This is a genomic window from Agrobacterium sp. CMT1, assembly GCF_037203725.1.
In the GTDB taxonomy this organism is placed as follows: Bacteria; Pseudomonadota; Alphaproteobacteria; order Rhizobiales; family Rhizobiaceae; genus Agrobacterium; species Agrobacterium pusense.
In genome coordinates, this window is the sequence record NZ_JBBCAR010000007.1 from 780375 (window position 1) to 804873 (window position 24499).

19 protein-coding genes are annotated in these 24499 nt (G+C 60.7%); 17 read left to right on the top strand and 2 right to left on the bottom strand.

The window, feature by feature from the left end; all coding sequences use genetic code 11:
* Nucleotides 1-247: 247 nt before the first annotated feature.
* The 8 genes from WA845_RS12160 (at nt 248) to WA845_RS12195 (ending at nt 7994) form a co-directional block, all read left to right on the top strand.
* Nucleotides 248-1276, top strand: coding sequence for a LacI family DNA-binding transcriptional regulator (locus WA845_RS12160; protein ID WP_077986941.1), 1029 nt, complete (start codon nt 248-250; stop codon nt 1274-1276).
* Nucleotides 1277-1556: 280 nt separating this feature from the next.
* On the top strand, nt 1557-1739 hold the full coding sequence (locus tag WA845_RS12165) for a hypothetical protein (protein ID WP_131258881.1): 183 nt from the start codon (nt 1557-1559) through the stop codon (nt 1737-1739).
* A 152-nt stretch (nt 1740-1891) separates the two neighbouring features.
* Complete coding sequence (locus WA845_RS12170) at nt 1892-2800, top strand: sugar ABC transporter substrate-binding protein (protein ID WP_034496704.1); 909 nt, start codon at nt 1892-1894, stop codon at nt 2798-2800.
* Between the two features lie 46 nt (nt 2801-2846).
* Nucleotides 2847-3743: a TIM barrel protein gene (locus WA845_RS12175; protein ID WP_112557269.1), complete on the top strand. Its 897-nt coding sequence runs from the start codon at nt 2847-2849 to the stop codon at nt 3741-3743.
* A gap of 10 nt (nt 3744-3753) precedes the next feature.
* Nucleotides 3754-4764: a Gfo/Idh/MocA family protein gene (locus WA845_RS12180; protein ID WP_174150078.1), complete on the top strand. Its 1011-nt coding sequence runs from the start codon at nt 3754-3756 to the stop codon at nt 4762-4764.
* Between the two features lie 8 nt (nt 4765-4772).
* Nucleotides 4773-5558, top strand: coding sequence for a TIM barrel protein (locus WA845_RS12185; protein WP_337322338.1), 786 nt, complete (start codon nt 4773-4775; stop codon nt 5556-5558).
* Between the two features lie 196 nt (nt 5559-5754).
* The gene (locus WA845_RS12190; protein WP_004445099.1) at nt 5755-6801 is read left to right on the top strand and encodes a LacI family DNA-binding transcriptional regulator; all 1047 of its coding nucleotides are present in this window, start codon (nt 5755-5757) and stop codon (nt 6799-6801) included.
* A 116-nt stretch (nt 6802-6917) separates the two neighbouring features.
* Nucleotides 6918-7994, top strand: a complete 1077-nt coding sequence (locus WA845_RS12195; protein WP_162719329.1) for an Ldh family oxidoreductase — start codon at nt 6918-6920, stop codon at nt 7992-7994.
* Between the two features lie 26 nt (nt 7995-8020).
* Here WA845_RS12195 and WA845_RS12200 read toward each other — a convergent pair whose 3' ends face one another.
* Entirely contained in the window at nt 8021-10015 is a 1995-nt protein-coding gene (locus WA845_RS12200; RefSeq protein WP_064263419.1) for a putative bifunctional diguanylate cyclase/phosphodiesterase, read from the bottom strand.
* Nucleotides 10016-10329: 314 nt separating this feature from the next.
* Between WA845_RS12200 and WA845_RS12205 the strand changes: the two genes are divergently transcribed.
* The 9 genes from WA845_RS12205 to WA845_RS12245 all read left to right on the top strand — a co-directional run bounded on the left by WA845_RS12205 (nt 10330) and on the right by WA845_RS12245 (nt 23093).
* Nucleotides 10330-11376, top strand: a complete 1047-nt coding sequence (locus WA845_RS12205; protein WP_006700367.1) for a class I SAM-dependent methyltransferase — start codon at nt 10330-10332, stop codon at nt 11374-11376.
* Nucleotides 11377-11465: 89 nt separating this feature from the next.
* Nucleotides 11466-12290 (top strand): bifunctional allantoicase/(S)-ureidoglycine aminohydrolase, encoded by an 825-nt coding sequence (locus WA845_RS12210; RefSeq protein ID WP_112557239.1) that lies wholly within the window; start codon nt 11466-11468, stop codon nt 12288-12290.
* A 169-nt stretch (nt 12291-12459) separates the two neighbouring features.
* Nucleotides 12460-13965, top strand: coding sequence for a sensor domain-containing diguanylate cyclase (locus WA845_RS12215; protein WP_174150077.1), 1506 nt, complete (start codon nt 12460-12462; stop codon nt 13963-13965).
* 267 nt (nt 13966-14232) lie between these two features.
* On the top strand, nt 14233-15423 hold the full coding sequence (locus WA845_RS12220) for an efflux RND transporter periplasmic adaptor subunit (RefSeq protein ID WP_077986972.1): 1191 nt from the start codon (nt 14233-14235) through the stop codon (nt 15421-15423).
* Nucleotides 15424-15434: 11 nt separating this feature from the next.
* The gene (locus tag WA845_RS12225; protein ID WP_045531658.1) at nt 15435-18569 is read left to right on the top strand and encodes an efflux RND transporter permease subunit; all 3135 of its coding nucleotides are present in this window, start codon (nt 15435-15437) and stop codon (nt 18567-18569) included.
* A 100-nt stretch (nt 18570-18669) separates the two neighbouring features.
* Entirely contained in the window at nt 18670-19290 is a 621-nt protein-coding gene (locus WA845_RS12230) for a TetR family transcriptional regulator (RefSeq protein WP_006700369.1), read from the top strand.
* 201 nt (nt 19291-19491) lie between these two features.
* The gene (locus WA845_RS12235; protein WP_113382399.1) at nt 19492-21015 is read left to right on the top strand and encodes an ATP-binding cassette domain-containing protein; all 1524 of its coding nucleotides are present in this window, start codon (nt 19492-19494) and stop codon (nt 21013-21015) included.
* 50 nt (nt 21016-21065) lie between these two features.
* Nucleotides 21066-22067, top strand: a complete 1002-nt coding sequence (locus WA845_RS12240; RefSeq protein WP_045531660.1) for an ABC transporter permease — start codon at nt 21066-21068, stop codon at nt 22065-22067.
* Between the two features lie 72 nt (nt 22068-22139).
* The gene (locus WA845_RS12245) at nt 22140-23093 is read left to right on the top strand and encodes a substrate-binding domain-containing protein (RefSeq protein ID WP_112557002.1); all 954 of its coding nucleotides are present in this window, start codon (nt 22140-22142) and stop codon (nt 23091-23093) included.
* Between the two features lie 245 nt (nt 23094-23338).
* Here WA845_RS12245 and WA845_RS12250 read toward each other — a convergent pair whose 3' ends face one another.
* Nucleotides 23339-24232 (bottom strand): LysR family transcriptional regulator, encoded by an 894-nt coding sequence (locus WA845_RS12250; protein WP_004445076.1) that lies wholly within the window; start codon nt 24230-24232, stop codon nt 23339-23341.
* Nucleotides 24233-24499 lie beyond the last annotated feature (267 nt).

The following is a 24499-nucleotide window of genomic DNA, read 5'->3' on the forward strand; positions in this document are numbered from 1 at the left end:
TCTGCGCGGCGGAAAGACTCCTCTCAGCCCAGGGACTTGGGCTGGCTGGATCTCCGTGACGAGCACAGAGATGAGGGGAGGAGGCGTGCTGGGCAAAGCAAGCCGGCCCTGCGATGCAGGCCCCGGTCGATTATTCCCTGATAAAGTACTCCACGCTCTTATCCCTCTGCACATGTTGGATTCCATCATGATCCGTGACATGTTTTGCGAGATATGACAGGAATCTTTCCGTCTACGGGGCACCCGCATGAAACGTCCGACCATTACCGATGTTGCAAAGGCCGCCGGCGTCAGCGTCGCCACGGTCGACCGGGTGCTGAACGGCCGCCTGCCGGTGCGGGAGGAAACCTCGCGGCGTGTGTTCGAGGCCGCGGAGAAGATCGGCTTTCATGCCACCAACATCATTCGTCAGCGTATGCTGGCGGATATGCCTTCCTATGGCCTTGGCATCATTCTGCGCAAGGAGCGGCATGCCTTTTATCAGACCTTTGCCGATGAGCTGGAGCTTGCGGCGCGCAACATCCGGGATCGCCACGTCAATCTGCGCATCGAATTTGCGCAATCCGGTGAACCGGCGGAGCTTGCGGCGCTGCTTATGGGCATGAAGGGCCGGGTACAGGCGGTGGCCGCTACCGGGCCGGACCACCACGATGTCACGGCCGCCGTCGAGGCATTGAAGATCAAGGGCATTCCAACATTCTCGCTGCTTTCCGATTTTGCCCAGGGCGTGCGGGAGGCTTATCTCGGTGTCAACAGCATGAAGGTGGGGCGCACAGCGGCGTGGATGATCTCACGACTGGCGCGCAGCAAGGGCAAGGTGCTTCTGCTGCTTGGCGGTCACCGGTTTCATGGTCACTCGCTGCGCGAAACCGGCTTTCGCAGCTACATGCGTGAATATGCGCCGGAATTTGAGGTTATGGATGCCCTGATCACGCTGGAAACGCGACGCGTAACCTATGAGCTCGTGATGGACTCTATCGCCAAGCACAGGGATCTCGTCGGCATCTATTGCGTGGGCGGCGGCATGGAGGGCGTGATAGAGGCACTTCAACACGAAAAGCGGCAGGAACCCATCGTCTGCCTTGTCAACGAACTGACCCCCTTGTCCCGCCAGGCACTGCTGGAAGGCAGCATCAGCGGCGTGTTCCAGACCCCGCTGCGCGAATTGTGCGCCGATCTCATCGCAACCATGGTTCACACTATCGAACATGGCATGGCGGAGACGCCGGGACAGCGTTTCCTTCCTGCCCATCTCTGGGTTCCTGAAAGCCTTTGATGGTTTGATAGATTACATCATATCGCGTCCGCCCGTTTCTATCATGCTTGATGGTTTTGCCTGCTGCTGACGCGTTGACGTGGTGACCGGACTAGGAAATCTTGCCTGCCTGTGGAGCGGACAGGAGGCCGACCTTCACAGCATGAGATTACGTCGGGGTTGCTTGACGCTGCGGATATTCCTCCGCGGCGCGGGGGCAGCTTTTTCCGGAAAGCCGTGACGGCGCACTTCGAGCGCGATGGTGCGGCCGGTTCTTTTCAAGGTTTGGAGGGGGAACGAGATGAAAAGACATTTCGCCAATGCAGCCTTCGCGACCATGCGGACGACGGGCGCGCCGGTGCAGGCCGTTGGAGTTTCGATGGCGCTGAAACCTGCCGGAAACGCTGCGGCAGACAGGAGGGTCTTCGTGCCCTTCGAGCTGGTAACGCCCACCAATCTCAAAAACCATCAGGCCGGGAATTGAGCCATGGCCGTGCCTGCCGGCTTCTGCGCTCCCCGGGGGAGTGCCGCCGGAGGGGCCTGACGCGCCGCAGCCGGGCACGACCGGCTACGGCAAAAACTGGACAATGCAATCAGCAGCGATTTCCGCGGGAGGAAACCTTGAAAAAACTATTGATGGCGACGGCACTCTGTATCTTCGCGACACCGGCTCTGGCCGAGACCCGAATTGCAGTCTCTATGACGTCTTTCGACAATCCGTTTCTGACGATCCTGCTCAACGGCATAAGGGCCGAGGCCGGGCGCGACAAGACCATCGAGCTTCTGGTCGAGGATGCCCAGCTCGATCCTTCAAAGCAGCTGAATCAGGTGCAGAATTTCATTGCCAATGGCGTCGATGCGATCATTGTCAACGCCGTCGATGGTGACGCTACCTCGGCGATCACCAAGGCCGCATCCGCTGCGAAAATTCCGCTTGTCTATGTGAACCATCCGCCGGCTGAGCTGGAAACCGGGCTGCCTGACGGCACGGCATTTGTCGGCTCCAACGAACTTGATTCCGGCACCATGGAAGCCGAAGCCGCCTGCAAGCTGATGGGCGGCAAGGGCAAGGCCGTCATTCTGATGGGCCCTTTGGAAAACCATGCGGCGCTGGTTCGCACCAAGGATGTGGAAACGGTGTTCTCCAAGCCGGACTGCAAGATCGAAATCCTTGAAAAGCAGACGGCGAACTGGAGCCGCACGCAGGCACAGGACCTCGTTTCCTCCTGGCTGACGGCGGGCATACAGTTCGATGCGGTCATCGCCAACAACGATGAAATGGCGATTGGCGCCGTGCAGGCGCTGAAGGCAGCGGGCGTATCCATGAAGGACGTCGTCATTGCCGGCATTGACGCGACACCCGATGGACTTGCCGCGATGCAGGCGGGCGATCTCGATATCACCGTCTACCAGAATGCGACGAAGCAGGGCGAGGTCTCCGTTCAGACGGCGGTGAAGGCCGCTGCCGGTCAAAGCACCGAAAAGACGCTCTGGGTGCCCTTCGAACTCGTCACGCCGGAAAACATGTCCGCCTATGCCAAATGAGCCGGGGCTTCGGCCCCGTCCCTTATCCCGCCGACTGGAAACAGCCATGAAACATACGCTCGATCCCCACATGTTCCGGCATCTTTCGCTGGCCGAGACCTGCCGCAAGGTCGCAGAGCTCGGTTACGACTATGTCGAACTTTCACCCCGTCCGGATTTTCTGTCCTGGTGGACGCGACCGAAGGTCTATCCCGAGCGCGTCGCCGAATTCAAAAAGGCCCTGAGGGATCACGGCGTCGGCCTTGCCACGCTGCAGCCCATGTATCGCTGGGCGAGCCCGTATCCGGACGAATGGGAGGTAGCGATCGACAACTGGAAACGCGCCATCGAGATTGCGGTCGAGATGGAGTGCCCGATGTTCGTTTCGGAATTCGGCCGTGGAGGATCGCCGGAGCGCAGCCTCAACGACCAGTCCGGCCTGCACCGTCCGGAAACCTGCGAAGCGCAGTTCTTCCGCGCCATGGATGTTCTGGTGCCGATCCTCGAGCGGGAGGGGCTGGTGCTGTCGCTGGAGGCGCATCCCGAAGACTGGATCGAGGAAATCGCGCCGGCCATCGACATCATCAAGACCATCAATTCCAAGGCGGTCAAGGCCTCCTTCATCGCGCCTCACACCTTCTTTTACGGTCCGGACATGGTTGCCAACCGGCGCGCGACCGAAGGCCATCTGGTGCATGTGCGCCTTGCCGATACCTATGACCACACCAAATCGTCGCAGCTGCGCTACATCGTCAATCCGCCCGGCGCCAAAGTCAGGGTGCACCAGCACACGGATTTCGGCCAGGGCGAGATCGACTGGGAGATATTCTTCGCCACGCTGGCCGACATGAAATTCGACGGTGTGCTGTCGAACTGCGTCTTTGCCTGGGAAGATCGTGTCGATGAAAGCGCGCGTTTCATGCTCAGCGAAACCCGGCGATATGTCGCCAAATACTGGAAATGAGGTTTTTCAGATGACTGTGAAAATTGGTGTCATCGGCACCGGTGCCATCGGGCGCGATCACGCCCGACGTATCAATGAGGTTCTGGGCGGTGCGAAGGTCGTTGCGCTGAGCGACGTCAACCGCGCCTCGGCCGAGGCGGTCAAAAAAGACATCGCCCCTGATGCCGCCATTTTCGCCACCGGCGAGGAGCTCATCGCATCAGCTGATGTGGATGCCGTGCTTGTCACCTCCTGGGGCGCGACGCATGAGCAATATGTGTTGGCGGCCATCGCCGCCGGCAAGCCGTGCTTCTGCGAAAAGCCGCTGGCGACGACGGCAGAGGGCGCGAAGCGGATCGTCGATGCTGAAGTGGCGCTTGGCAAACGGCTGGTGCAGGTGGGTTTCATGCGCCGCTACGACGCCGGTTACGTGGCGCTGAAAAAGACCGTGGACACCATGATCGGCGCCCCGATCATGGTCCATGCCGCCCATCGCAACCCGACCGTTCCGGAGCAGTATGTGACGCCCATGGCAATCCACGACACGATGATCCATGAGATCGACGTGCTGCGCTGGCTGCTCGATGACGACTATGTGTCGGCCCGGGTTCTCTTTCCACGTGCCGCCGCCCGCAGCCATGCAAAGCTGAGGGACCCGCAGATCGTCATTCTGGAAACGGCCAGGGGCACGATCATCGACGTCGAAATCTTCGTGAACTGCCACTACGGTTACGACATACAGTGCCAGGTGGTCGGCGAGGACGGCATTGCCAGCCTGCCGGAGCCGATGGCGATACAGACGCGGCTCGGCGCCAAGCTGCAGAACGATATTCTCACCGACTGGAAGGATCGTTTCATCGCCAGCTACGACGTCGAATTGCAGGACTTCATCCATTCGGCGGCGAAGGGAACAGCCTCCGGCCCCAATTCCTGGGACGGCTACGTGGCCGCGATCACCTCCGATGCCTGCGTCGCCGCGCAGGAGACGGACGGAGCAGCCGTCGCGATCAGGCTTCCCGCCCGTCCCGCCCTTTATCAGTGAGGTCTTTCATGCGTTTTGCCATCAACCACATCACCGCCCCGGCGCTTTCGCTCGAGGACTTCTTCCAGACCGCGCGCGAACTCGGCCTCACCGAGGTCGAGATCCGCAACGACCTGCCGGATATTGTCGGTACGGTGACACCGGCGCAGGTGAAGGCGGCGGCCGACAAGGCCGGCGTGACGATCATCTCCATCAACGCGCTTTATCCCTTCAACGTCTGGTCGGGCGACCTGCCGCAGCGCGCCGTCGCCACGGCCGATTACGCTGCGGCGAGCGGTGCAAAAGCGCTGGTCATGTGCCCGCTCAATGACGGCAGGGCGGTTTCCTTCGACGATCTCGTGACGGCGCTGAAGGCCATGAAGCCGATCCTTGAGGAGAGAGGCCTTACCGGTCTTGTCGAACCGCTCGGCTTCCCGGTCTCCTCGCTGCGCACCAAGACCGAGGCGGTGAGAGCCATTGATGTGGCCGGCGGTGGCGATGTCTACAGGCTGGTGCACGATACCTTCCACCATCACCTCGCGGGCGAAACGGCGTTTTTCCCCGAACGCACCGGTCTCGTCCACATTTCCGGCGTCACCGACCCCGCCGTCTCCGTCGCCGACATGCTGGATGCCCACCGCGTCCTGGTGGATGGCGCCGACCGGCTGGAGAACATCGCCCAGATCAGGGCGCTGGAGGCCGCCGGTTACAAGGGGCCCTACAGCTTCGAGCCCTTTGCGACGGAAGTTCATGACCTGAAGGACCCGGCCGCTGCCGTGAAAGCCAGCATCGACCATATCGCCGGCGCGCTCTGACCGCGCTGCCGCCCGCGGTGAAGCGCGGGCGGCAACCGGACGATCGCCTAAGCCGGAGAAATCAATTCCGCATTTACGGATGATGCTGTAGTCTCCGCTAACGAGAGAGCAGCAGACCGGCGCGGTTATGCTTCAGATCGATTGCGTGAGTCTTTCCGCCAGGGCCGTCCGAAGAAGAGTGGTTGAATTCCCTTTTATGAAAATAGACAGGAAAACGACGCTTAAGGACGTCGCGCGGGAGGCGAATGTTTCGCTGAGCACGGCTTCGCACGCGATCAACGGCACGGCGCCGCTCACCACGCAGGTTCGCGAGCGGGTTCTGGAAGCCGCCCGGTCGCTTGGTTATCTCGAAAACCGGCGCCAGAAGGCGACCATCGCCACCTTGCGTGTCGTCCTGCTGGCCATGACCAATGACGCGGCACCGCAGAGCGACCTCAACATGGTCAGCTGGACAATGCTGAACGGCTTCCGCCGCGAATGCGAGCGGCGCGGCATCCGCATCGTTCCCTATGTCAGTGCAACGAGCCGGCTCGACCCCGTGGCGGTTGCCGAAGCCGTCAGGACAGATAATGTGGACGGTGTCGTGGTTCTGAATGACGACAGGCCGCAGCTGGTCGAAGCGCTTTCCGCGCTCGGCAAGCCCGTGGTGCTGATCAATGGCGAAGATCCGGCCATGATCGTCGATACGGTAACGGCGGAGAACCGGTTCGGCGCTCGCCTCGGCATCGAGCATCTGCTGTCGCTCGGGCATCGCAATATTGTGCATGTGACCTGGAAGGGCCGCACGACGATCCGCCGTCGTCATGATGGCTATAACGATGCATTCCTTGCAACGGGCCTTGCCGTTCCGGCCGACATGGTCATCGAGGTCGAGAGCTACGAACCGGAATGGGGGGAGGTGGCTATCCGCCGTCTGCTTGCCGAGCAGCGACCGCTGCGAAACGCCACCGCGATTTTCTGCGCCGCCGATAATCTGGCGCTCGGCTGTCTGAAGGCCTTGGGGGAGGCCGGCATCCGGGTGCCCGAGGATGTCTCGGTGCTGGGTTTCGATGACATCATGCCAGCCGCCTTCAGCACACCGCCTCTCAGCACCATCCAGTTGCCCGCCGACAGGCTGGGCGGGGCGGCGCTGTCGCTGCTGGAGCAGCGGCTGGTGGCGGCCGATCCCACCCGGCCGGCGCACCGGCTGGAACTCGGTTGCCGGCTGGTGCTGAGGGGCAGTATCGCCCCGCCGCGCAAATAGGCCGCTTTCCGCCGCCGCCGCGCCGATCGACGTTTTCCACGTGATATTCGATTGCAAAAACCTATCCCATGAATAGCCTGTGCGGCATGGATTCTGGAATCGGGAGGGTTCCCCGCATGTCGCACAGCAATGAAAACGTCCCTGCTCTGGCGAGGCTGGATGAGCTGGATCGGTTCTGCCGCGCCGTTTTCCTCGCTGCCGGTACGGATGACGAGACGGCCGATGCGGCGACCCGCGCCATGATGCATGGCACGCGGCTTGGCGTTGACAGCCACGGTGTGCGCCTGCTCGCTCATTATGTCACCGCACTTGAAGGCGGGCGTCTCAATCCGCGGCCGCAGATCAGCCGCGTTTCCGGCTTCGGCGCGGTGGAGACGGTGGATGCGGACAACGCCCACGGCGCCCGCGCCACCTATGCGGCCATGGAAAACGCCATGGCGCTCGCGGAAAAATTTGGCATCGGCGCGGTGGCGATCAGGAATTCCTCGCATTTCGGACCGGCTGGGGCTTATGCGCTGGAGGCGGCCCGTCAGGGCTATATCGGCCTGGCATTCTGCAATTCGGACAGTTTCGTGCGCCTGCATGATGGCGCCATGCGCTTTCACGGCACCAACCCGATTGCCGTCGGCGTTCCTGCAGCGGATGACCTGCCGTGGCTGCTGGACATGGCGACCAGCGCAGTGCCCTATAATCGCGTGCTGCTTTACCGCAGCCTCGGGCAGCAATTGCCTGCGGGCGTTGCCTCGGATGGTGACGGCGTCGATACAAGCGATCCGAATGCTGCGGAAATGCTTGCCCCCGTCGGCGGCGAATTCGGCTTCAAGGGGGCGGCGCTGGCAGGAATCGTGGAGATTTTCAGTGCGGTTCTGACCGGCATGAAGCTGAGCTTCGATATCGCCCCGATGGGCGGGCCGGATTTCTCCACGCCGCGCGGGCTCGGCGCCTTCGTTCTGGCGTTGAAACCGGAAGCCTTCCTTGAGCGCGACGCGTTTGACGAGGGCATGAAGCGCTATCTCGAAGTGCTGCGGGGTTCCCCCGTTCGCGAGGATTGCAAGGTCATGGCGCCTGGCGATCGCGAATGGGCGGTGGCGGCGAAGCGGGAAAGGGAAGGGGCGCCGGTCGATCCGGTCACCCGCGCGGCCTTTTCGGAAATGGCGGCAAGGTTTTCGGTCAGCCCGCCCGCTTATCACTAAGCTTCCACGATTGTCGCAGCGCCCGCTCAGGCGGGACGAAGAAGCATGCTGGGGCGCGGATAGGGTGCTTTTGCGGGCCCCAGCCTTTCCGCCACGACCGGACGGCCGATGTAATAGCCCTGCGCGTAATCGATTTCCATCTGGCGCACGAGCCTCAGCTGTTCCTCGGTTTCCACGCCTTCGATCAAAATTTTATGGCCACGATTGCGAATGAGGCGGATCATGTCCTGCAGCATCGCCCGTCCGCGTGGGGTCTTGCTATCATGCAGGAAGGAACGATCAATCTTGACGGTATCGAAATCCGTCATGCGCAGCCATGACAGGCCGGCGAAACCCGTTCCGAAATCATCCAGCCAGATTTTGATGCCAAGCGTCTTCAGGTCGTTCAGGCAACGCAGCACATCCGAATGCATTTCCATGTCCAGGCCTTCGGTGATTTCGAAGGCGAGCCTGTTGCCGGCAATACCGGCTTCCACGAGAATGGCCGCGACGGACGTGGCGAACCCAGGGTTCTTCAATTGCATGGGTGACACATTGACGCTGACGACATCAACCCTGTCATCGGCCAATATGTGCTTGCAGACCGTCTTGATGGTCCACAGGCCCAGTTCCATGATCGTGCCGGTACGCTCGGCGATCGGGATGAAGATGCTGGGGGCGACGGAATTGCCATCCAGCAGGCGAAGTCGCATCAGCGCCTCGACGCCTGTCGTTTCATTGGTCGAGATGTTCAAGATCGGCTGGTAGACAAGGGAAACAAGGTTCTCCGCAACTGCGATCTTCAGAAGAGCGGCGATGTTTTCCGTTTCGTCGCTGGTCTGCGGATCGTCCGGATCGAACAGCTTCATGCAATTGCGGCCATTGCCCTTGGCGATGTAAAGCGCGCGATCGGCCTCGTTGATGATCTTCTCCAGCTTGCCGTCCGGATTGGGGCGGGTGAAGGAGGCGCCGATGCTGACAGTGACGATGAAGGTGCCGTCGCGGCGCTGATCATGTGCGAGGGACAGGCTTTCCACGGTATGGCGGATCGTTTCGGCAAGCTCGCCAACCTGCTGTTTGGACTTGAATGGCGCCAGCACGATGAATTCTTCGCCACCATAACGGCCGATCGAGGCGCCGTGCTGGATGATTGCATCCTGCAAGGCATTGCCCACGGTCACGAGACACTTGTCGCCTTCCTGGTGGCCATAACGGTCGTTGTATTTCTTGAAGAAATCGACATCGATCAGGAATACGGAAAAACCTTCTTCCTTCTTCATCCAGTTATCCCACAACAGGCGCAGATGGTGATCGATGGCGCGGCGGTTCTGCAGCCCGGTCAGGGAATCGGTGTTGGAAAGACGCAGCAGCGCCTGGCCACGCTCATCCGCCGCCTTCTGCTGGGCCTTCGCTTCCAGCCCGTTGACGAAGACATGGTAGCGTTCCCTGTTCAGGTTCCAGTTCACATAAGACGTGAAGACGAAGCAGGAGATATAGAAGGTGCCGAAAGCGAATTTGTAGAAAGCGTCTTCAGGAAACTGCGTCGCCGCCAGAAAATAGGTGACGAGAATGATGCCCGATGACACCAGCGACAGATGGAATCTGAAAGTGAAAAACAGATTGGCGCCCATCATGAAGATCGCCCCGAAAACCATGTAATAGGACATGTTTTCGATATTGTCGGTCAGCAGCGATGGCAATAGCCAGCCGATATAACCCATGACGAGGGCGGTCGCACAGGTGAGGTCGAGCGCTGCGGTGCTGGCTCCCCGGCGTAGCTGGATTTCCAGTGTCAGCAGCGCTGATACGGCGACCGCGAAACGTGCGACAATGGTGTAAAACGCGACGTCGGGTATCAGAACGATGTCTGAAGCGGCAAACAGAAGATAAATGAAGACAGCCGTCCACAGGCCCCGACGGATAGAACCCCGGCGGCTGCGTTCGCCTTCCTGCTGGTAAAGGGCAAGAAGTTCATCAGAAAACCGGGAGTCCGGCCGCCGATAGTCTTGCTGTCCACTCACCTCTCCCAATGTGTGCTTCATGCACTTTCCCATAGTGTTGCGTATACTTATTAAGTAACTGCTTATTCCACTTTTCCGTGTGCTGTCGCACCCAGTTCGGGTTCCTGTCGATCTCTGCCAAAGCGGATTGAGACCATGGAAAGGAAGAACGCATCATACGTTCGCAACATTAAGTTTCACTAAACCGCCTATCCTCCCGGCCGCCACCCGAGAGTGTGACCAAAAAAATACGCTAATTTACTAATCTATCCCTACACCGCGCAAAAATCGAAATCGAGTGGCCTTCGGTGTCCCAGAAACGTATAGTTAACAATGTGTTAACACTGGAGGCTGAAGTGGTGCGGGTAAAGAAGAAAAATCTGGATGGGGCAAGTCTGATCACCCCGGATACTGTCGCAAAAGAGATTTTTGCACGCAAAACGAAAACGTTCGATGAGCAGTTCGCAGTTGCAAAAGCAGAAATTGCCATCATTCTCGAATTGGCACAGCAGCAGTTCGATAATGGTATTTCAGCACATGACATAATACATCGAACGGCGGGGGCGCTGCATGGGTTGCGAGAAAAACTCCACTCAAGCGTGTGGGCTGAACTGATCCCCATCATACAGAATCACCCCGTGTCGGAGCGTTTTCTGCAGGATCCGTTCACGCGCTGGTCGTTCGACAAGCCGCGGGGTTATTCCGGCGATGCGCAATTGCTGGATTTTATCTATGGCCACGAAAGCGTTGCCGGTCTGGTGAAGAATGCGACGCCGCTGGGGCGTGATCTTTACGACTATACGAAGGACGCCAGTTCTTCCGTGGCGGTGCGCGAGCGACGGGATCTGCTGACGCGTTTTGTCGACGAAGCGGCGGCCCGGCACGGTGAAGATACCGAAATCCTCACCATAGCGTCCGGACATCTGCGCGAGGCGGATGCTTCCGCGGCGCTGAAGGAGGGCAGGCTGCGGCGCTGGGTGGCGCTCGATCAGGACCCCTTGAGCGTCGGTTCCGTTGCCCGCGATTTCGCCGGCACCTGCATCGAGGCGATCGACGGCTCGGTGCGCGATATCGTGCTGCGCACGCAGGAGCTCGGCACTTTCGATCTGATATACGCAGCCGGTCTATACGACTACCTGAACGACCGTGTGGCGATCAAACTCACGCGGCGCTGCATGGAGATGCTGAAACCCGGCGGCATGTTCCTTTTCGCCAACTTCTCCGAGGACATCGTTGTGGACGGCTACATGGAAACCTTCATGAACTGGGCGCTGCTGTTGCGCTCGAAGGCGGATATGTGGCGGATCGTCAATGCCAGCGCCGATCCCGACAGCATCGAGGCTGAGGTGTTCTTTGGCGAGAACCACAATATCGTCTACGCGACGATGCGTAAGAAGGCATGACATCCTTCGGCCCGTCTTCCTGCCAATAACCATTTGCTTAAACCTCGTCGCGGGCCTAAGAATCCGCGCCGAATGCATTGCAGAATGGAATGGCTGAAATGAAGAGATATTATTCGGATATGGGCGGTCTGCCCGGGCAGACGGAACTCCTGTCGAGCAAGGCTGTATTCAAGACCGCCTATGCTGTCATCCCAAAGACCGTGATGTCCGATATCGTGACAAGCGTGCTGCCCCACTGGACCGACACGCGTGCCTGGATCATCGCCCGGCCGATGACCGGCTTTTCCGAGACTTTCGCGCAATATATCGTTGAAGTGCAGCCCGGCGGCGGCAGCGACCGGCCGGAGCCGGACGCAAGGGCGCAGGCGGCGATCTTCGTCGTCGATGGCGAGATGACCGTGGAATTCGAGGGCGCCCGGCATGAGCTGCGGGAGGGCTCCTTCGCTTTCCTTCCGGCCGGCAGCCGCTGGCAGATCCGTAATTCGGGCAAGGCGCCGGTCAAATTCCACTGGGTGCGAAAGACGTTTCAGGCCGTAGACGGGCTGGAGCCGCCGCCGGCGATCTTCACCCATGAAGACGAGACCGCCCTTTCGGCAATGCCGGACACCGACGGCAAATGGGCGACGACCCGTTTCATCGATCCTGATGACGTGCGTTACGACATGCATCTCAACATCGTCACCTTCGAGCCGGGCGCAACCATTCCCTTCATGGAAACCCATGTCATGGAACACGGCCTTTATGTTCTCGAAGGCAAGGCCGTGTACCGGCTGAACGAGGACTGGGTGGAGGTGCAGGCCGGCGACTTCATGTGGCTGCGCGCCTATTGCCCGCAGGCGTGTTATGCGGGCGGGCCGGGCCGATTCCGCTATCTGCTCTATAAGGATGTAAACCGACACGTGAAGCTCTGGTAACGGGCCTGCGGTCTGCAAAAACCATGAATTGTCGCGCAATCCGGCGGTTTGCGCGATAAATGCTTGCTTTGGATCGAATATCCCTAATAAATTCCCGTAGGCGGCGGCTAGTGCTGCGCCGCTCCGTTTGGTGATCCGCCTGCACCTACCCTTGAGAAGACTTGCCCGTATGACTGAGACGATCGATGCCAATGTCTTCAATCTTGCGCCCGTGGCGATGTGGATCGAGGATTTCAGCGAGGTAAAGCGCCAGTTCGATATCTGGCGGGCGCAGGGCGTAGAGGATCTCAGGGCGTTTCTTCTGGACGATCTGACAAGGGTGGCGGCCTGTTCGCAGAAGATCCGCGTCATTCAGGTCAACGCCAGGACGCTGGAACTGTTCGAGGCCCACGACCAGAACCATCTCGTCGACAATCTGCACCGCATCTTTCGCGATGACATGCTAGAGAGCCATGTGAACGAGCTTTCCGAACTCTGGGCCGGCAAGACGGAATTCACCAGCAATGCTGTCAATTATTCGATCGGTGGCAGGCGGCTGGACATTCAGTTGCGCGGCGCGGTGATACCCGGCCACGAGGACACGCTCGACCGGCTGCTTCTGACCACCGAGGATGTGACGGAGCGGGAGGAGGCCCGCCGCAAGGAGCTGCTCAACCGCCGTTATGCCGAGGGCATGTTCAAACATTCGCCTGTGTCCCTGTGGGTGGAGGATTTCAGCCGGGTAAGGCGCCTGATCGAGGAGGTCAGGGAGCGCGGCATCATCGATTTCCGGGTCTTCATGGATGTGCATCCGGAATTCGTGCGGCAATGCATGAGCGAAATCCGCGTCATCGACGTCAATCGCGCGACGCTCGACCTGTTCTGTGCGCCGGACCGGCAGGTTCTGCTGCAGCGGCTAGGCGATATTTTCCGCGACGAGATGGAAAAGCCGTTCCGCGAACAGCTGATGGAACTCTGGAACGGTAATCTCAGCCATCACCGCGAGGTGGTGAACTACGCGCTGGACGGTTCCGAGCGGCATCTGCTTTTGCATTTTTCGGTTTTTCCCGGGTATGAGCGGGACTGGTCTCTGGTGCAGGTGGCGCTGACGGATATTACCGCGCGCAAGAAAGCCGAAGCCTACCTCGAATATCTCGGCAAGCACGATGTGCTGACCAAGCTGCACAACCGCGCCTTCTATTCCGACGAGCTTAACAGGCTGGAGCGCAGCGCGTTGCGGCCCGTATCGGCGATTGTGATCGATCTCAACGGCCTGAAGGACGCGAATGACAAGCTGGGGCACGATGCTGGCGACGCCCTGTTGCGACGCATGGGCGAGGTGCTGAACGGCGTGGTGACTGCGCCGAACCACGCAGCCCGCATCGGCGGCGACGAATTCGCCATTCTTCTTCCCGGCGCCGACAAGCAGGTGGCCGCCGCCATGGTCGAAACCGTTTATGAGCTGCTGAAGATCAACAACCAGTTCTATTCCAGCGCGCCGCTCAGCCTGTCGTTGGGTGTGGCGACCAGCGAGGCAGGCGAGACGATGGAATCGTTGGTGCGCCGCGCCGATATGAATATGTACGAGCAGAAAAATGCCTATTACGCGGCGCTGCGTAACAGGTCTGCCGACAATAACGACAAGACCCATGCCGGCCCCCAGCCGGAAGCCAGCTCGCTGAAGCGTTTGTCCTGACGGTAAGAGGGGTCATCGACCCTCGCTCGCGCAATTATTTCTGATCTTCCGGCCATAAGGCCCAAGGTGGGACCCGCGCCGTCGTGGGTCCCAGCCCCCTTCCGTTTCCCGATGCTCTTCCGAATGCAGGCGGTGTTTCCACGCCGTCTCGCGCGGCTTCACAAGCGCGTGAGGCCGGTTTTGCGCTGCAACAATTCTATTGTCAGAAATTTACATACGTCTTAGTATGTATGTAAATGTGACTTTTTCATGGATTCGGAGCGCAGAATGGCGAAAAGACTGGGGCAGATCGTGGCGGTGTTGTTGGCGGGCATCGTTGTGGTCGGATGTAGCGACGAGCAGGCGTCTGCCCCCGGCGCGCCGCCGCCTGGTGCAGTCAAGGTCGTGACGGTGAAGCAGGAAGAGTTGCCGATAACCAACGACCTGCCGGGCCGCATTGCACCGACGCGACTTGCGGAAGTGCGCCCGCGTGTCTCAGGCATCATCGTTGAGCGCGTGTTCGAGCAGGGTTCGCTGGTGAAGGAAGGCGATGTCCTCTACCGCATCGATCCCGCCCCGTTCCAGGTGCGCGTCGACAGCGCCGAGGGCACGTTGCGCCGGGCGCAGGCCGCGCAGCTTCAGGCGCGCCAGACGGCCGACAGGCAGCAGCAGCTGCGCCGTTCCAACGTTGGTTCGCAGCAGGAATTCGACAACGCCATTGCCCAGCTGGCGCAGGCCGATGCCGAGGTGGCGGTGGCCGAGGCAGGCCTGGCCGAAGCGAAGCTCAATCTTCAATATGCCGATGTCAAAGCCCCGATCAGCGGCCGGATCGGCCGCGCGCGTATTACGGAAGGCGCGCTCGTCAGCGCGACCGGCTCTGAAAACCTGGCGACGATCCAGCAGCTTGATCCGATCTATGCCGACTTCACCCAGCCGGCGGCCGATCTCATTCGGCTGCGCAAGGCGCTTCAGGACGGCAAGCTGATGACCGGCCCGAATGAAGCCGAAGTCAATCTGCTCTTCGATGACGGCAGCCGTTACCCGCAGCCCGGCCGTCTGCTGTTTTCGGAAGCGGCGGTTGATGAGACCACCGGCCAGGTGACGCTGCGCGGCGAATTTCCCAACCCGAACGGCGATCTGCTGCCGGGCATGTATGTCCGCGTGCAGATCCAGCAGGGCATCCAGAAGGCTGCATTCGCGGTGCCGCAGCAGGCGGTTCAGCGCGATGCCGGCGGTCAGGCGAGCGTGCTTGTCGTCAACGCCGAAGATACGGTCGAGCAGCGGCGCGTCAGCGTCGGCCGTTCCATCGGTGACCGCTGGGTGATTTCGGAAGGGCTGAAGGATGGCGACCGCGTTGTTGCCGAAGGCTTCCAGAAGACCGCCCCGGGAGCCAAGGTGAAGCCTGAACCCTGGTCCGACGAGGCCGATGTCGCCGCTGCCGCAGGCAGCGAGAGCGCGGCTCCGGCCCAGAAGCAATAAGGACCGATTTCATGGCACGTTTTTTCATCGATCGGCCCATTTTTGCCTGGGTCGTCGCCATCTTCATCATGCTGGCGGGCCTGCTCGCCATTCCCATGCTGCCTATTGCGCAATATCCGAATGTGGCGCCGCCGCAGATTTCGGTCTCCACGACCTATCCCGGCGCTGCGCCGGAAGATATCTACCAGAGCGTCACGCGCCCGATAGAAGAGGAACTGAACGGTGTTCCCGGCCTGATCTATTTCGAGTCGACATCGGAGGCTTCCGGCCGCATTTCGATCAACGTCACGTTTGAACCAGGCACCAATATCGGTGAGGCGCAGGTCGAAGTTCAAAACCGCATCGCACGCGTGGAGCCACGCCTGCCGCAGGCAGTGACGCAGCAGGGCCTGCGCGTGGAACAGGCAGGCACCTCGTTTCTGATGATGGTGGCGCTCACCTCCGTCGACGGCAATACCGATGCCATCGGTCTCGGCGATTATCTCAGCCGCAACGTGCTCGGCGAATTGCGCCGCGTTCCCGGCGTCGGCAGCGCGCAGCTCTTTGCCACCCAGCGCTCCATGCGCATCTGGATGGATCCGGACAAGATGCTGGGCCTCAGCCTGACGTCGAGCGACGTCATCGGCGCCATCCAGGCGCAGAACTCGCAGGTCGCCGCCGGCCGCATCGGTGCATCGCCAAACCCGATTGGCCAGCAGATTTCCGCGACCGTCAACGTGCAGGGTCAGCTCACATCGCCGGAAGAGTTCGGCTCCATCGTGCTGCGCGCCAACCCGGATGGTTCTTCCGTCAGGCTGCGCGATGTCGCGCGTGTGGAAGTGGGCGGCGAAAGCTATAACTTCTCGAGCCGCCTGAACGGCAAGCCGAGCGCCGCCATCGGCGTGCAGCTGTCGCCGACCGGCAATGCGCTGCAGACATCGGAGGGCGTGCGCGCCACGATGGAGGAGCTGTCGCGCTATTTCCCCCAGGGCATAGAGTATGAAATTCCCTATGATACCAGCCCCTTCGTCAAGATTTCGATCGAGAAGGTCATTCACACGCTGATCGAGGCGATCATCCTCGTCTTCGTGGTGATGTTCGTGTTTCTCCAGAACATCCGCTACACCATCATTCCGACATTGGTGGTGCCCGTGGCGCTGCTCGGCACCTGCGCCATCATGTATGTCTCGGGTTTCTCGATCAACGTTCTGACCATGTTCGCCATGGTTCTCGCCATCGGCATTCTGGTGGATGACGCGATCGTCGTCGTTGAGAATGTCGAGCGCATCATGGCGGAAGAGCATCTGTCGCCGAAGGAGGCGACCCGCAAGGCAATGGGCCAGATTTCCGGCGCGATCATCGGCATCACGCTGGTGCTGACGGCCGTGTTCGTGCCCATGGCCTTCTTCCCCGGCGCCGTCGGCATCATCTACCAGCAGTTCAGCCTGACCATGGTGGTGTCGATCCTGTTCTCCGGCTTCCTGGCCCTGTCGCTGACGCCGGCGCTGTGCGCTTCTTTCCTGAAGCCCATCAAGGCCGGGCATCATGAAAAGAAGGGCTTCTTCGGCTGGTTCAACCGCAACTTCGACAAGGCGTCGCACAAATATTCGTCTTCGGTCGGCGGCATCATCAAGCGCTCCGGCCGCTTCATGGTGATCTATGCGGCGCTGCTGGTCGGTCTCGGCTGGGCCTATATGCAATTGCCGAGCTCGTTCCTGCCGAACGAAGACCAGGGCTACCTGATCGTGGACATCCAGGCGCCTGCGGAAGCCAGCAGCGACCGCACCCTGCAGTCCATCCAGCAGATCGAAAAGATATTCCTGGAAGAGCCGGCGGTTGAACGCGTCATCGCCGTGTCGGGCTTCTCCTTCTCCGGTTCCGGCCAGAATGCCGGCCTCGCCTTCGCGACGCTGAAGGACTGGAGCGAACGTGGACCGGAGGATTCTGCAGCGGCCATCTCAGCCCGGATCAATGGCAAGCTCTGGGGCCTGCCGGACGCAATGTCCTTCGCGCTGTCGCCGCCGCCCATTCAGGGTCTCGGCAACTCCAGCGGCTTTACCTTCCGCCTGCAGGACAGGTCCGGAGCGGGCCAGACGGCGCTGAGCGCCGCCGGCGCGCAGCTGATGGCCGCGGCGCGGCAGAGCCCCATCCTTGCCGGCCTTCGCATCGAAGGCATGCCGGATGCGGCGCAGGTCAATCTCGTCATCGACCGTGAGAAGGCAAACACATTCGGCGTGACTTTCAGCGATATCAACGCCACCATCTCGGCCAATATGGGTTCGTCCTACGTCAACGACTTCCCCAATGCCGGCCGTATGCAGCGCGTGACGGTGCAGGCCGAACAGGGCCAGCGCATGAAGACCGAGGATCTTCTGAACCTCAACGTCCGCAACGCCAATGGCGGCATGGTGCCGATCAGCTCTTTCGCCTCGGTGGAATGGGTGCGCGGTCCTTCTCAGGTGGTCGGTTATAACGGCTATCCGGCGATCCGTATCGGTGGCCAGGCGGCGCCGGGCTACTCCTCCGGTGATGCCATTGCCGAAATGGAGCGTCTGGCGCGCGAATTGCCCGGCGGTTTCGGTTTCGAATGGACCGGCCAGTCACTGCAGGAAATCCAGTCGGGTTCGCAGGCACCGGCGCTCATCGGTCTCAGCGTGCTGTTCGTCTTCCTGCTGCTCGCAGCGCTTTACGAAAGCTGGTCAATTCCGCTCTCCGTCATGCTGGTGGTGCCGCTCGGGGTCATCGGCTCGGTGGCGGCGGTGATGCTGCGCGGCATGCCGAACGATGTCTACTTCCTCGTCGGCCTCGTCGCCATCATCGGCCTTTCCGCGAAAAATGCGATCCTCATCATCGAATTCGCCAAGGATTTGCGGGCAGAGGGCAAATCCACCTATGATGCGACGGTGGAGGCGGCGCATCTGCGCTTCAGGCCGATCCTGATGACGTCGCTCGCCTTCTCGCTCGGCGTGCTGCCCATGGCGATCGCCTCCGGCGCGAGCGCCGCGAGCCAGAATGCCATCGGTACCGGTGTTCTCGGCGGCATGATCTCGGCGACGATCCTCGCGATCTTCTTCGTTCCCGTGTTCTTTGTTTTCGTCATGAAGATTTTCGGGGATCGGAAGAAGGAGAACGAGATTGCTGCTGACGCCGTTTCACCGGCGGAATAACATCGAGGGAAAGCCGGGACACCGTCATGTCATGACGCCCCGGCATTGAGGAAAGGCACGGTGCGGAAGCGCCGTGCCGGCAGTGGAAGGAGATAACGGAATGCGCCGTACCAAGGCCGAGGCAGAAGAGACGCGTCAGGCGATCCTTGCCGCTGCCGAGCGGGTGTTCTTCAAGAAGGGCGTTGCCAACAGCTCGCTGGACGAGGTGGCGGCCGCGGCCGGGGTCACACGCGGGGCGATATACTGGCATTTTTCCAGCAAGACCGATCTCTTCATCGGCCTTTACCAATCGGTGGCGTTGCCGGAATCCGACCTGCTCGATTTCGGCGATCCCGACCTCAAGGGTGCGGCGCTGCTCTCCAGGATAGAAGAAGCGGCCTGCAAATGGCTGGCGCTCCTGGCGGGCGACGAACAGCGCCAGCGAATCATGACGATCAGTCTTCGTACCAATTATTCCGATGAGTTCGCGCCCGTTCTTCATGCTCAGGAGGAGCTGGATCGATACCACAAGGAGCGGCTGGAGGCGGCTTTCGAGCGGGCGCAGGCGGAAGGCGCGTTTAACGACAACTGGACCGCGGAATCCGCGCTTGGCGCGCTTTACTGGCTTTTGAAGGGCATGTGCTCCGACTGGCTGCTGTTCGGCAAACGATTCGATCTGGCCAGCGACGGCGCCGAAGCGGTACATCGCCTCATGAAAGGCTTCCAGCGTTCCCCTGCATAGTGAGGCGTTTTGCGAGCTCCCCGTCCATCGGACGGCCCTCACATTTCAGTGTATTCTAACAGACAAGCGAAATTTGCTTTACGTACCTCAAAACCAACGCTAGCTTCTTCTCCGAGCTTTGGGAGGAGTTCGTTCATGGTCACTTCAAGGACAATCGAAGGGCAGGAGCCGCCCGTTCGCACCGGATGTCGGTGAGGGCGCATGGCTATTGCTGAGGTTACTGCGGAACCGGCACTTGTCCGGACGGTCGGGTTATCGAAATCTTTCGGACCGGTTCAGGTTCTGAAGGACATAGAGATAGATGTGCGGGCCGGTGAGGTGCATGCCATCATCGGAGAGAACGGCGCCGGCAAGTCGACGCTCATGAAACTGCTGGCGGGCAATGAAAAGCCCTCGGGCGGTGAGATCCGTGTCGACGGCGACCCCGTCACGCTGAGCGGGCCGGTGGATGCCGAACATCGCGGCATTGTGCTCGTCCATCAGGAAATATTGCTCGCGCCTGATCTGACGGTGGCGCAGAACATCTACCTTGGCCGCGAACTGCGCAAGGGCCCGGTGGTGGACGATCGTGCCATGCGCGACGGCGCCCGCAGGGCGATCAACGAACTGGGCGGCGTGATAGACCCCGACGCCATCGTCGGCAGCCTGTCTATCGCCCAGCGGCAGTTGGTGCAGATCGCGCGCGTGCTGCTCGTGCCGCATCGGCTGGTCATTTTTGACGAACCGACGGCCAGCCTGACGCCTATCGAAACCGAGGCGCTGCTTAACGTCATCCGCGATATTCGCGCGAAAGGCGTGGCCGTGCTCTATATCTCGCACCGCCTGCCGGAAGTGAAGGAAATCGCCGACCGCGTGACCGTGCTGCGCGACGGCCGGCTGGTCGCCTCTCACCCGGCCTCGGAGCTGGAGCCGGCCGATATGGCGCGGCTGATGGTGGGGCGCGATGTGGCGAAACTCTATCCCGACCGGAACGCTGGCGGCGAGCGCGAGCCTGTTCTTGAGGTGGAGCATTTTAACGTTCCCGGTTATGCGCAGGATGCCGGTTTCAGCCTGCGCAAAGGCGAAATCCTCGGTTTTGCCGGGCTGGTGGGGGCGGGCCGGACGGAGCTGATGGAGGGTGTGCTGGGCCTGCGGACCGGGCGTGGGACGGTGCGTCACCTTGGCCGGACGGTGCACTTCGCCAAGGCGGAGGACAGTCTCAGGGCCGGCATCGTTTACCTCAGCGAAGACCGTAAGGGGAAGGGGCTGTTGCTCACCAAGGATCTGCGGGTCAATCTCACGCTTGCGTCGCTGAAAAAATTCAGCCGTCTGTTCCAGATCGACACCGGCCGGGAAACGGCCGCGCTTGATGCTGCAGTGCGCGACTTCGACATTCGCACAGGACGCAAGGACTTGCTGGCGGGCCAGCTTTCCGGCGGCAACCAGCAGAAGCTGCTGCTGGCCAAGATGATGTTGCTCGACCCGTCCATCGTCATCATCGACGAGCCGACCCGCGGCATCGATATCGGCACCAAGGAGCAGATTTACCGCTTTATCGCCGGGCTTGCGGATGAGGGGCGCTCGATCATCGTGGTTTCCTCGGAAATGCCGGAGCTGATCGGCATCTGCGACCGCATTCTGGTGATGCGTTCGGGCAGGATTGTCGGTGAGGTGACGGGGGAGCGCATGACTGAAAACGACATCGTGGCGCTGGCGACGGGTGTTCACACGCAGGAACCCGCCTGAGCGCCCGCGTTCCGGGAAACATGGCCTGACAAAAGAAACTGAGGGGAAATATGACTGAGGCCGCATTTGATAACGGCAAAACGCCGAAGACCTCGAAGGACTGGGACCTGCGCGCCGTCGCGCCTTTCGTGGCGCTGGCACTCCTGCTGGTTCTCGGCACCATCGCCAATCCCAATTTCATCGGCATCGACAATCTGTTGAATGTCATCACCCGCAGCGCCTTCATCGCCATCATCGCGCTGGGCGCAACCTATGTCATCACGTCAGGCGGGCTGGACCTGTCGGTGGGCGCCATGGTTGCTTTCGTGGCCAGCCTGATGATCCTCTTCATGAACAGCGGCGCGATAGCGAGCCCGTTGCTGATGCTTCTTGCGGCAATGGCGCTCGCGCTCGCCATCGGCGCGGCCTGCGGGCTGGTAAACGGGCTCATCACCACCATCGGCCGCATCGAACCCTTCATCGCCACACTCGGCACCATGGGTATCTATCGCGGGCTGACGACCTGGCTGTCGCAGGGCGGCGCGATCACGCTGCGCAACCCGGAAATCCAGACGCTTTATCGCCCGGTCTATTTTGGCAATGTTCTGGGCGTGCCGGTGCCGGTCATCGTCATCTTCGTCACGGCTGCGATAGCCGCCTTCGTGCTTTACCGTACCCGCTACGGGCGGCATCTGACGGCGGTGGGCTCCAGTGAGGATGTTGCGCGTTATTCCGGCATTTCGGTCGCCCGGGTTCGCACCATCGCCTATGTGGTACAGGGGCTCTGCGTCGCCGTTGCGGTGCTGCTTTACGTTCCGCGCCTCGCGTCTACTTCGGCAACGACAGGCATGTTGTGGGAGCTGCAGGCGATTACGGCCGTCGTCGTCGGCGGTACGGCGCTGCGCGGCGGGGTAGGTCGCATCTGGGGCACGATCTGCGGCGCCTTCATTCTGGAGATCGTCGGCAACATCATGATCCTGTCGAACTTCGTCAGCGAATATCTGATCGGCGCCATTCAGGGGGCCATCATCATCATCGCCATGCTGGTGCAGCGCTCGCTCAGCCGCAGGTAAGGTATCACGCCGCGCCATGTGGGGCAGGCGCGGTTGGAGGAGGAACGCCCCGGTCTTGGGAGGAAAGAGACTATGCGTAATAAATTCATCGGCGTGGCCTTTGCCGCGCTGGCAACGGTGCTGGCGGGGTCGGCCCATGCGCAGGACAAAAAGGTCACGATCGGCGTGTCCATTCCGGCGGCCGACCATGGCTGGACGGCGGGCGTGGTCTACCATGCCGAACGTGTGGCGAAGCTTCTGATGAAGGAGCATCCGGGTCTCAACGTCATCGTCAAGACATCGCCGGACGCCGCAAACCAGGCCAATGCGCTGCAGGATCTGGCCGTGCAGGGGCTCGACGCGCTGGTCGTCCTGCCGTCCGATCCCGATCCGCTTGTCAACGCCATCAAGGAGATCAAGGACAAGGGTACCTTCGTCGCGCTCGTCGACCGCGCGCCGAGTGTCAACGACAATTCGATCCGCGATCTCTATGTGGCCGGCAACAACCCGGCGCTCGGCCAGGTGGCCGGCGAATACATCAAGAAGACGACGCCGGATGCCGAAGTCGTGGTCATTCGCGGCCTGCCGATCCCGATCGACCAGCAGCGCCAGGATGGCTTCGACAAGGGTATCGCCGGCTCGAATGTCAAGGTTCTCGACCGCCAGTACGGCAACTGGAACCGCGACGACGCCTTCCGTGTGATGCAGGACTATCTGACCAAGTACAAGAAGATCGACGTGGTCTGGTGTCAGGATGACGATATGGCGATCGGCGTGCTGGAAGCCATCCACCAGGCCAAACGCACCGATATCCAGTATATCGTCGCGGGCGCCGGGTCCAAGGACATGATCAAGAAGGTCATGGACGGCGACAAGCTTGTGCCGGTCGACGTGCTCTATCCGCCGGCGATGGTGGCGACCGCCATGCAGCTGACGGCCGGGCATTTCTACGATCAGGTGCCGGTCGCGGGTGAGTACATCCTCGATGCGACGCTGATCACCAAGGACAATGCCGAGCAGTTCTACTTCCCGGATTCGCCGTTCTGACGAGCTGGCTTCTGCCATGCGACGCCCGCTGCAAGGCGGGCGTCGATGCTGCTAAAAGTTTTGCCGAGGTTTGGATTTGACGAGACGGCTGCATCCCCACTCCGTCACCCCGGACTTGATCCGGGGTCCAGGACGATCAAGTCCTTGATCGCGGGAGAGTCCTTCACGGCGCAGACGCGCCGTGGCTGGATGCCGGATCAAGTCCGGCATGACGGAAGGGCGCTCGGCGAATGCCGCCCGGCCCTTCACCCGTTCTTCCTGAACCACGCCGAGAGATAATCCACGAAGCTGCGCACCTTGGCGGGCAGGTAGCGACGATGCGGATAGACCGCATAAATGCCGCGATCCTTGGAAATGTAATCGTCGAACAGCGTCACCAGTTCTCCGGACTGGATATAGGGCCGGGCGATAAAGTCAGGCACCATGGCGATTCCGAGGCCGGCACGCGCCGCGCGCAGGGTCGCCTGTGGGCTGTTGACCTCGATGGGTCCGCTGATGGCGACCGAATTTGAGCCGCCATCCGGCTCCAGATACCGCACCGTATTATGAAAACGCGTATTGGTGTCGATGATGAAGGGAACGCGGGAGAAATCCTGCGGACCATCGAGCGGTCCGTGTTGCGCGACGAAATCCGCCGTCGCCACCGCATAGACCCGGAAATCGGAAAGCTTGCGGGCGATCAGGCCCGAATCCTCCAGCCGGGTGATCCGGATCGCGAGATCGAAGCCTTCTTCGATCAGGTCGACGAATCGGTCTTCCGCGACGATCTCGAGCGACAGTTCCGGATTTTCCTTGGCGAAGTCGATGAGGCTCTGGCCGACCTCCGCGTCGATGAAAGTGCGTGGAACGGAGATCCGCAGTTTTCCTTTCAGATCGGCATTCTTTTCCCGAACAAGGTCGGCGAGATTGTCGATCTCCTTCAGAATGTCGGACGCTGTGCGGTAATAGGTGTGCCCGGCTTCCGTCAGCGAAAACTGCCGCGTGGTTCGGTTTAAGAGAAGCGCTCCGAGATCGTCCTCCAGTTCCCGCACATATTTGGACAGAAGCGCCTTGGAGCGCCCGGTCTTGCGCGCCGCAGCGGAAAACCCCTCCGCTTCGACAACATCGATAAAGGCGCGGATGCGCGTCAGCGTGTCCATGAAAACCCTCCAGTTTGTTCCATATAATTGAACACCGCGCCCTGACTGTTCAACCTTAAAATCGCTGCTGAAAAATTCCGCTATATGGTGAAAAAATCCTCTTGATTATGACGGCGAATATTCTTATCTCCCGTGCTGCCCAAAGTCGCACGTGCCCATGTGTGTCCGCCGATTCCTCGATGTGGTGAGGATTTAGGTAAGGTACCTGGAACTAACCCCTCCAGTCGCTATTCCGGCCAACCGGAAAATGCGAGGACATACGAAGCA

Excerpts from the sequence above, each read along its gene's own strand:
- WA845_RS12170 (WP_034496704.1), top strand. The coding sequence starts at position 1,892 with ATGGCGACGGCACTCTGTATCTTCGCGACACCGGCTCTGGCCGAGACC.
- WA845_RS12200 (WP_064263419.1), bottom strand. The coding sequence starts at position 10,015 with ATGAAGCACACATTGGGAGAGGTGAGTGGACAGCAAGACTATCGGCGG.
- WA845_RS12240 (WP_045531660.1), top strand. The coding sequence starts at position 21,066 with ATGACTGAGGCCGCATTTGATAACGGCAAAACGCCGAAGACCTCGAAG.
- WA845_RS12175 (WP_112557269.1), top strand. The coding sequence starts at position 2,847 with ATGAAACATACGCTCGATCCCCACATGTTCCGGCATCTTTCGCTGGCC.
- WA845_RS12215 (WP_174150077.1), top strand. The coding sequence starts at position 12,460 with ATGACTGAGACGATCGATGCCAATGTCTTCAATCTTGCGCCCGTGGCG.
- WA845_RS12185 (WP_337322338.1), top strand. The coding sequence starts at position 4,773 with ATGCGTTTTGCCATCAACCACATCACCGCCCCGGCGCTTTCGCTCGAG.
- WA845_RS12225 (WP_045531658.1), top strand. The coding sequence starts at position 15,435 with ATGGCACGTTTTTTCATCGATCGGCCCATTTTTGCCTGGGTCGTCGCC.
- WA845_RS12245 (WP_112557002.1), top strand. The coding sequence starts at position 22,140 with ATGCGTAATAAATTCATCGGCGTGGCCTTTGCCGCGCTGGCAACGGTG.
- WA845_RS12190 (WP_004445099.1), top strand. The coding sequence starts at position 5,755 with ATGAAAATAGACAGGAAAACGACGCTTAAGGACGTCGCGCGGGAGGCG.
- WA845_RS12165 (WP_131258881.1), top strand. The coding sequence starts at position 1,557 with ATGAAAAGACATTTCGCCAATGCAGCCTTCGCGACCATGCGGACGACG.
- WA845_RS12180 (WP_174150078.1), top strand. The coding sequence starts at position 3,754 with ATGACTGTGAAAATTGGTGTCATCGGCACCGGTGCCATCGGGCGCGAT.
- WA845_RS12250 (WP_004445076.1), bottom strand. The coding sequence starts at position 24,232 with ATGGACACGCTGACGCGCATCCGCGCCTTTATCGATGTTGTCGAAGCG.
- WA845_RS12195 (WP_162719329.1), top strand. The coding sequence starts at position 6,918 with ATGTCGCACAGCAATGAAAACGTCCCTGCTCTGGCGAGGCTGGATGAG.
- WA845_RS12230 (WP_006700369.1), top strand. The coding sequence starts at position 18,670 with ATGCGCCGTACCAAGGCCGAGGCAGAAGAGACGCGTCAGGCGATCCTT.
- WA845_RS12210 (WP_112557239.1), top strand. The coding sequence starts at position 11,466 with ATGGCTGAAATGAAGAGATATTATTCGGATATGGGCGGTCTGCCCGGG.
- WA845_RS12220 (WP_077986972.1), top strand. The coding sequence starts at position 14,233 with ATGGCGAAAAGACTGGGGCAGATCGTGGCGGTGTTGTTGGCGGGCATC.
- WA845_RS12235 (WP_113382399.1), top strand. The coding sequence starts at position 19,492 with ATGGCTATTGCTGAGGTTACTGCGGAACCGGCACTTGTCCGGACGGTC.
- WA845_RS12160 (WP_077986941.1), top strand. The coding sequence starts at position 248 with ATGAAACGTCCGACCATTACCGATGTTGCAAAGGCCGCCGGCGTCAGC.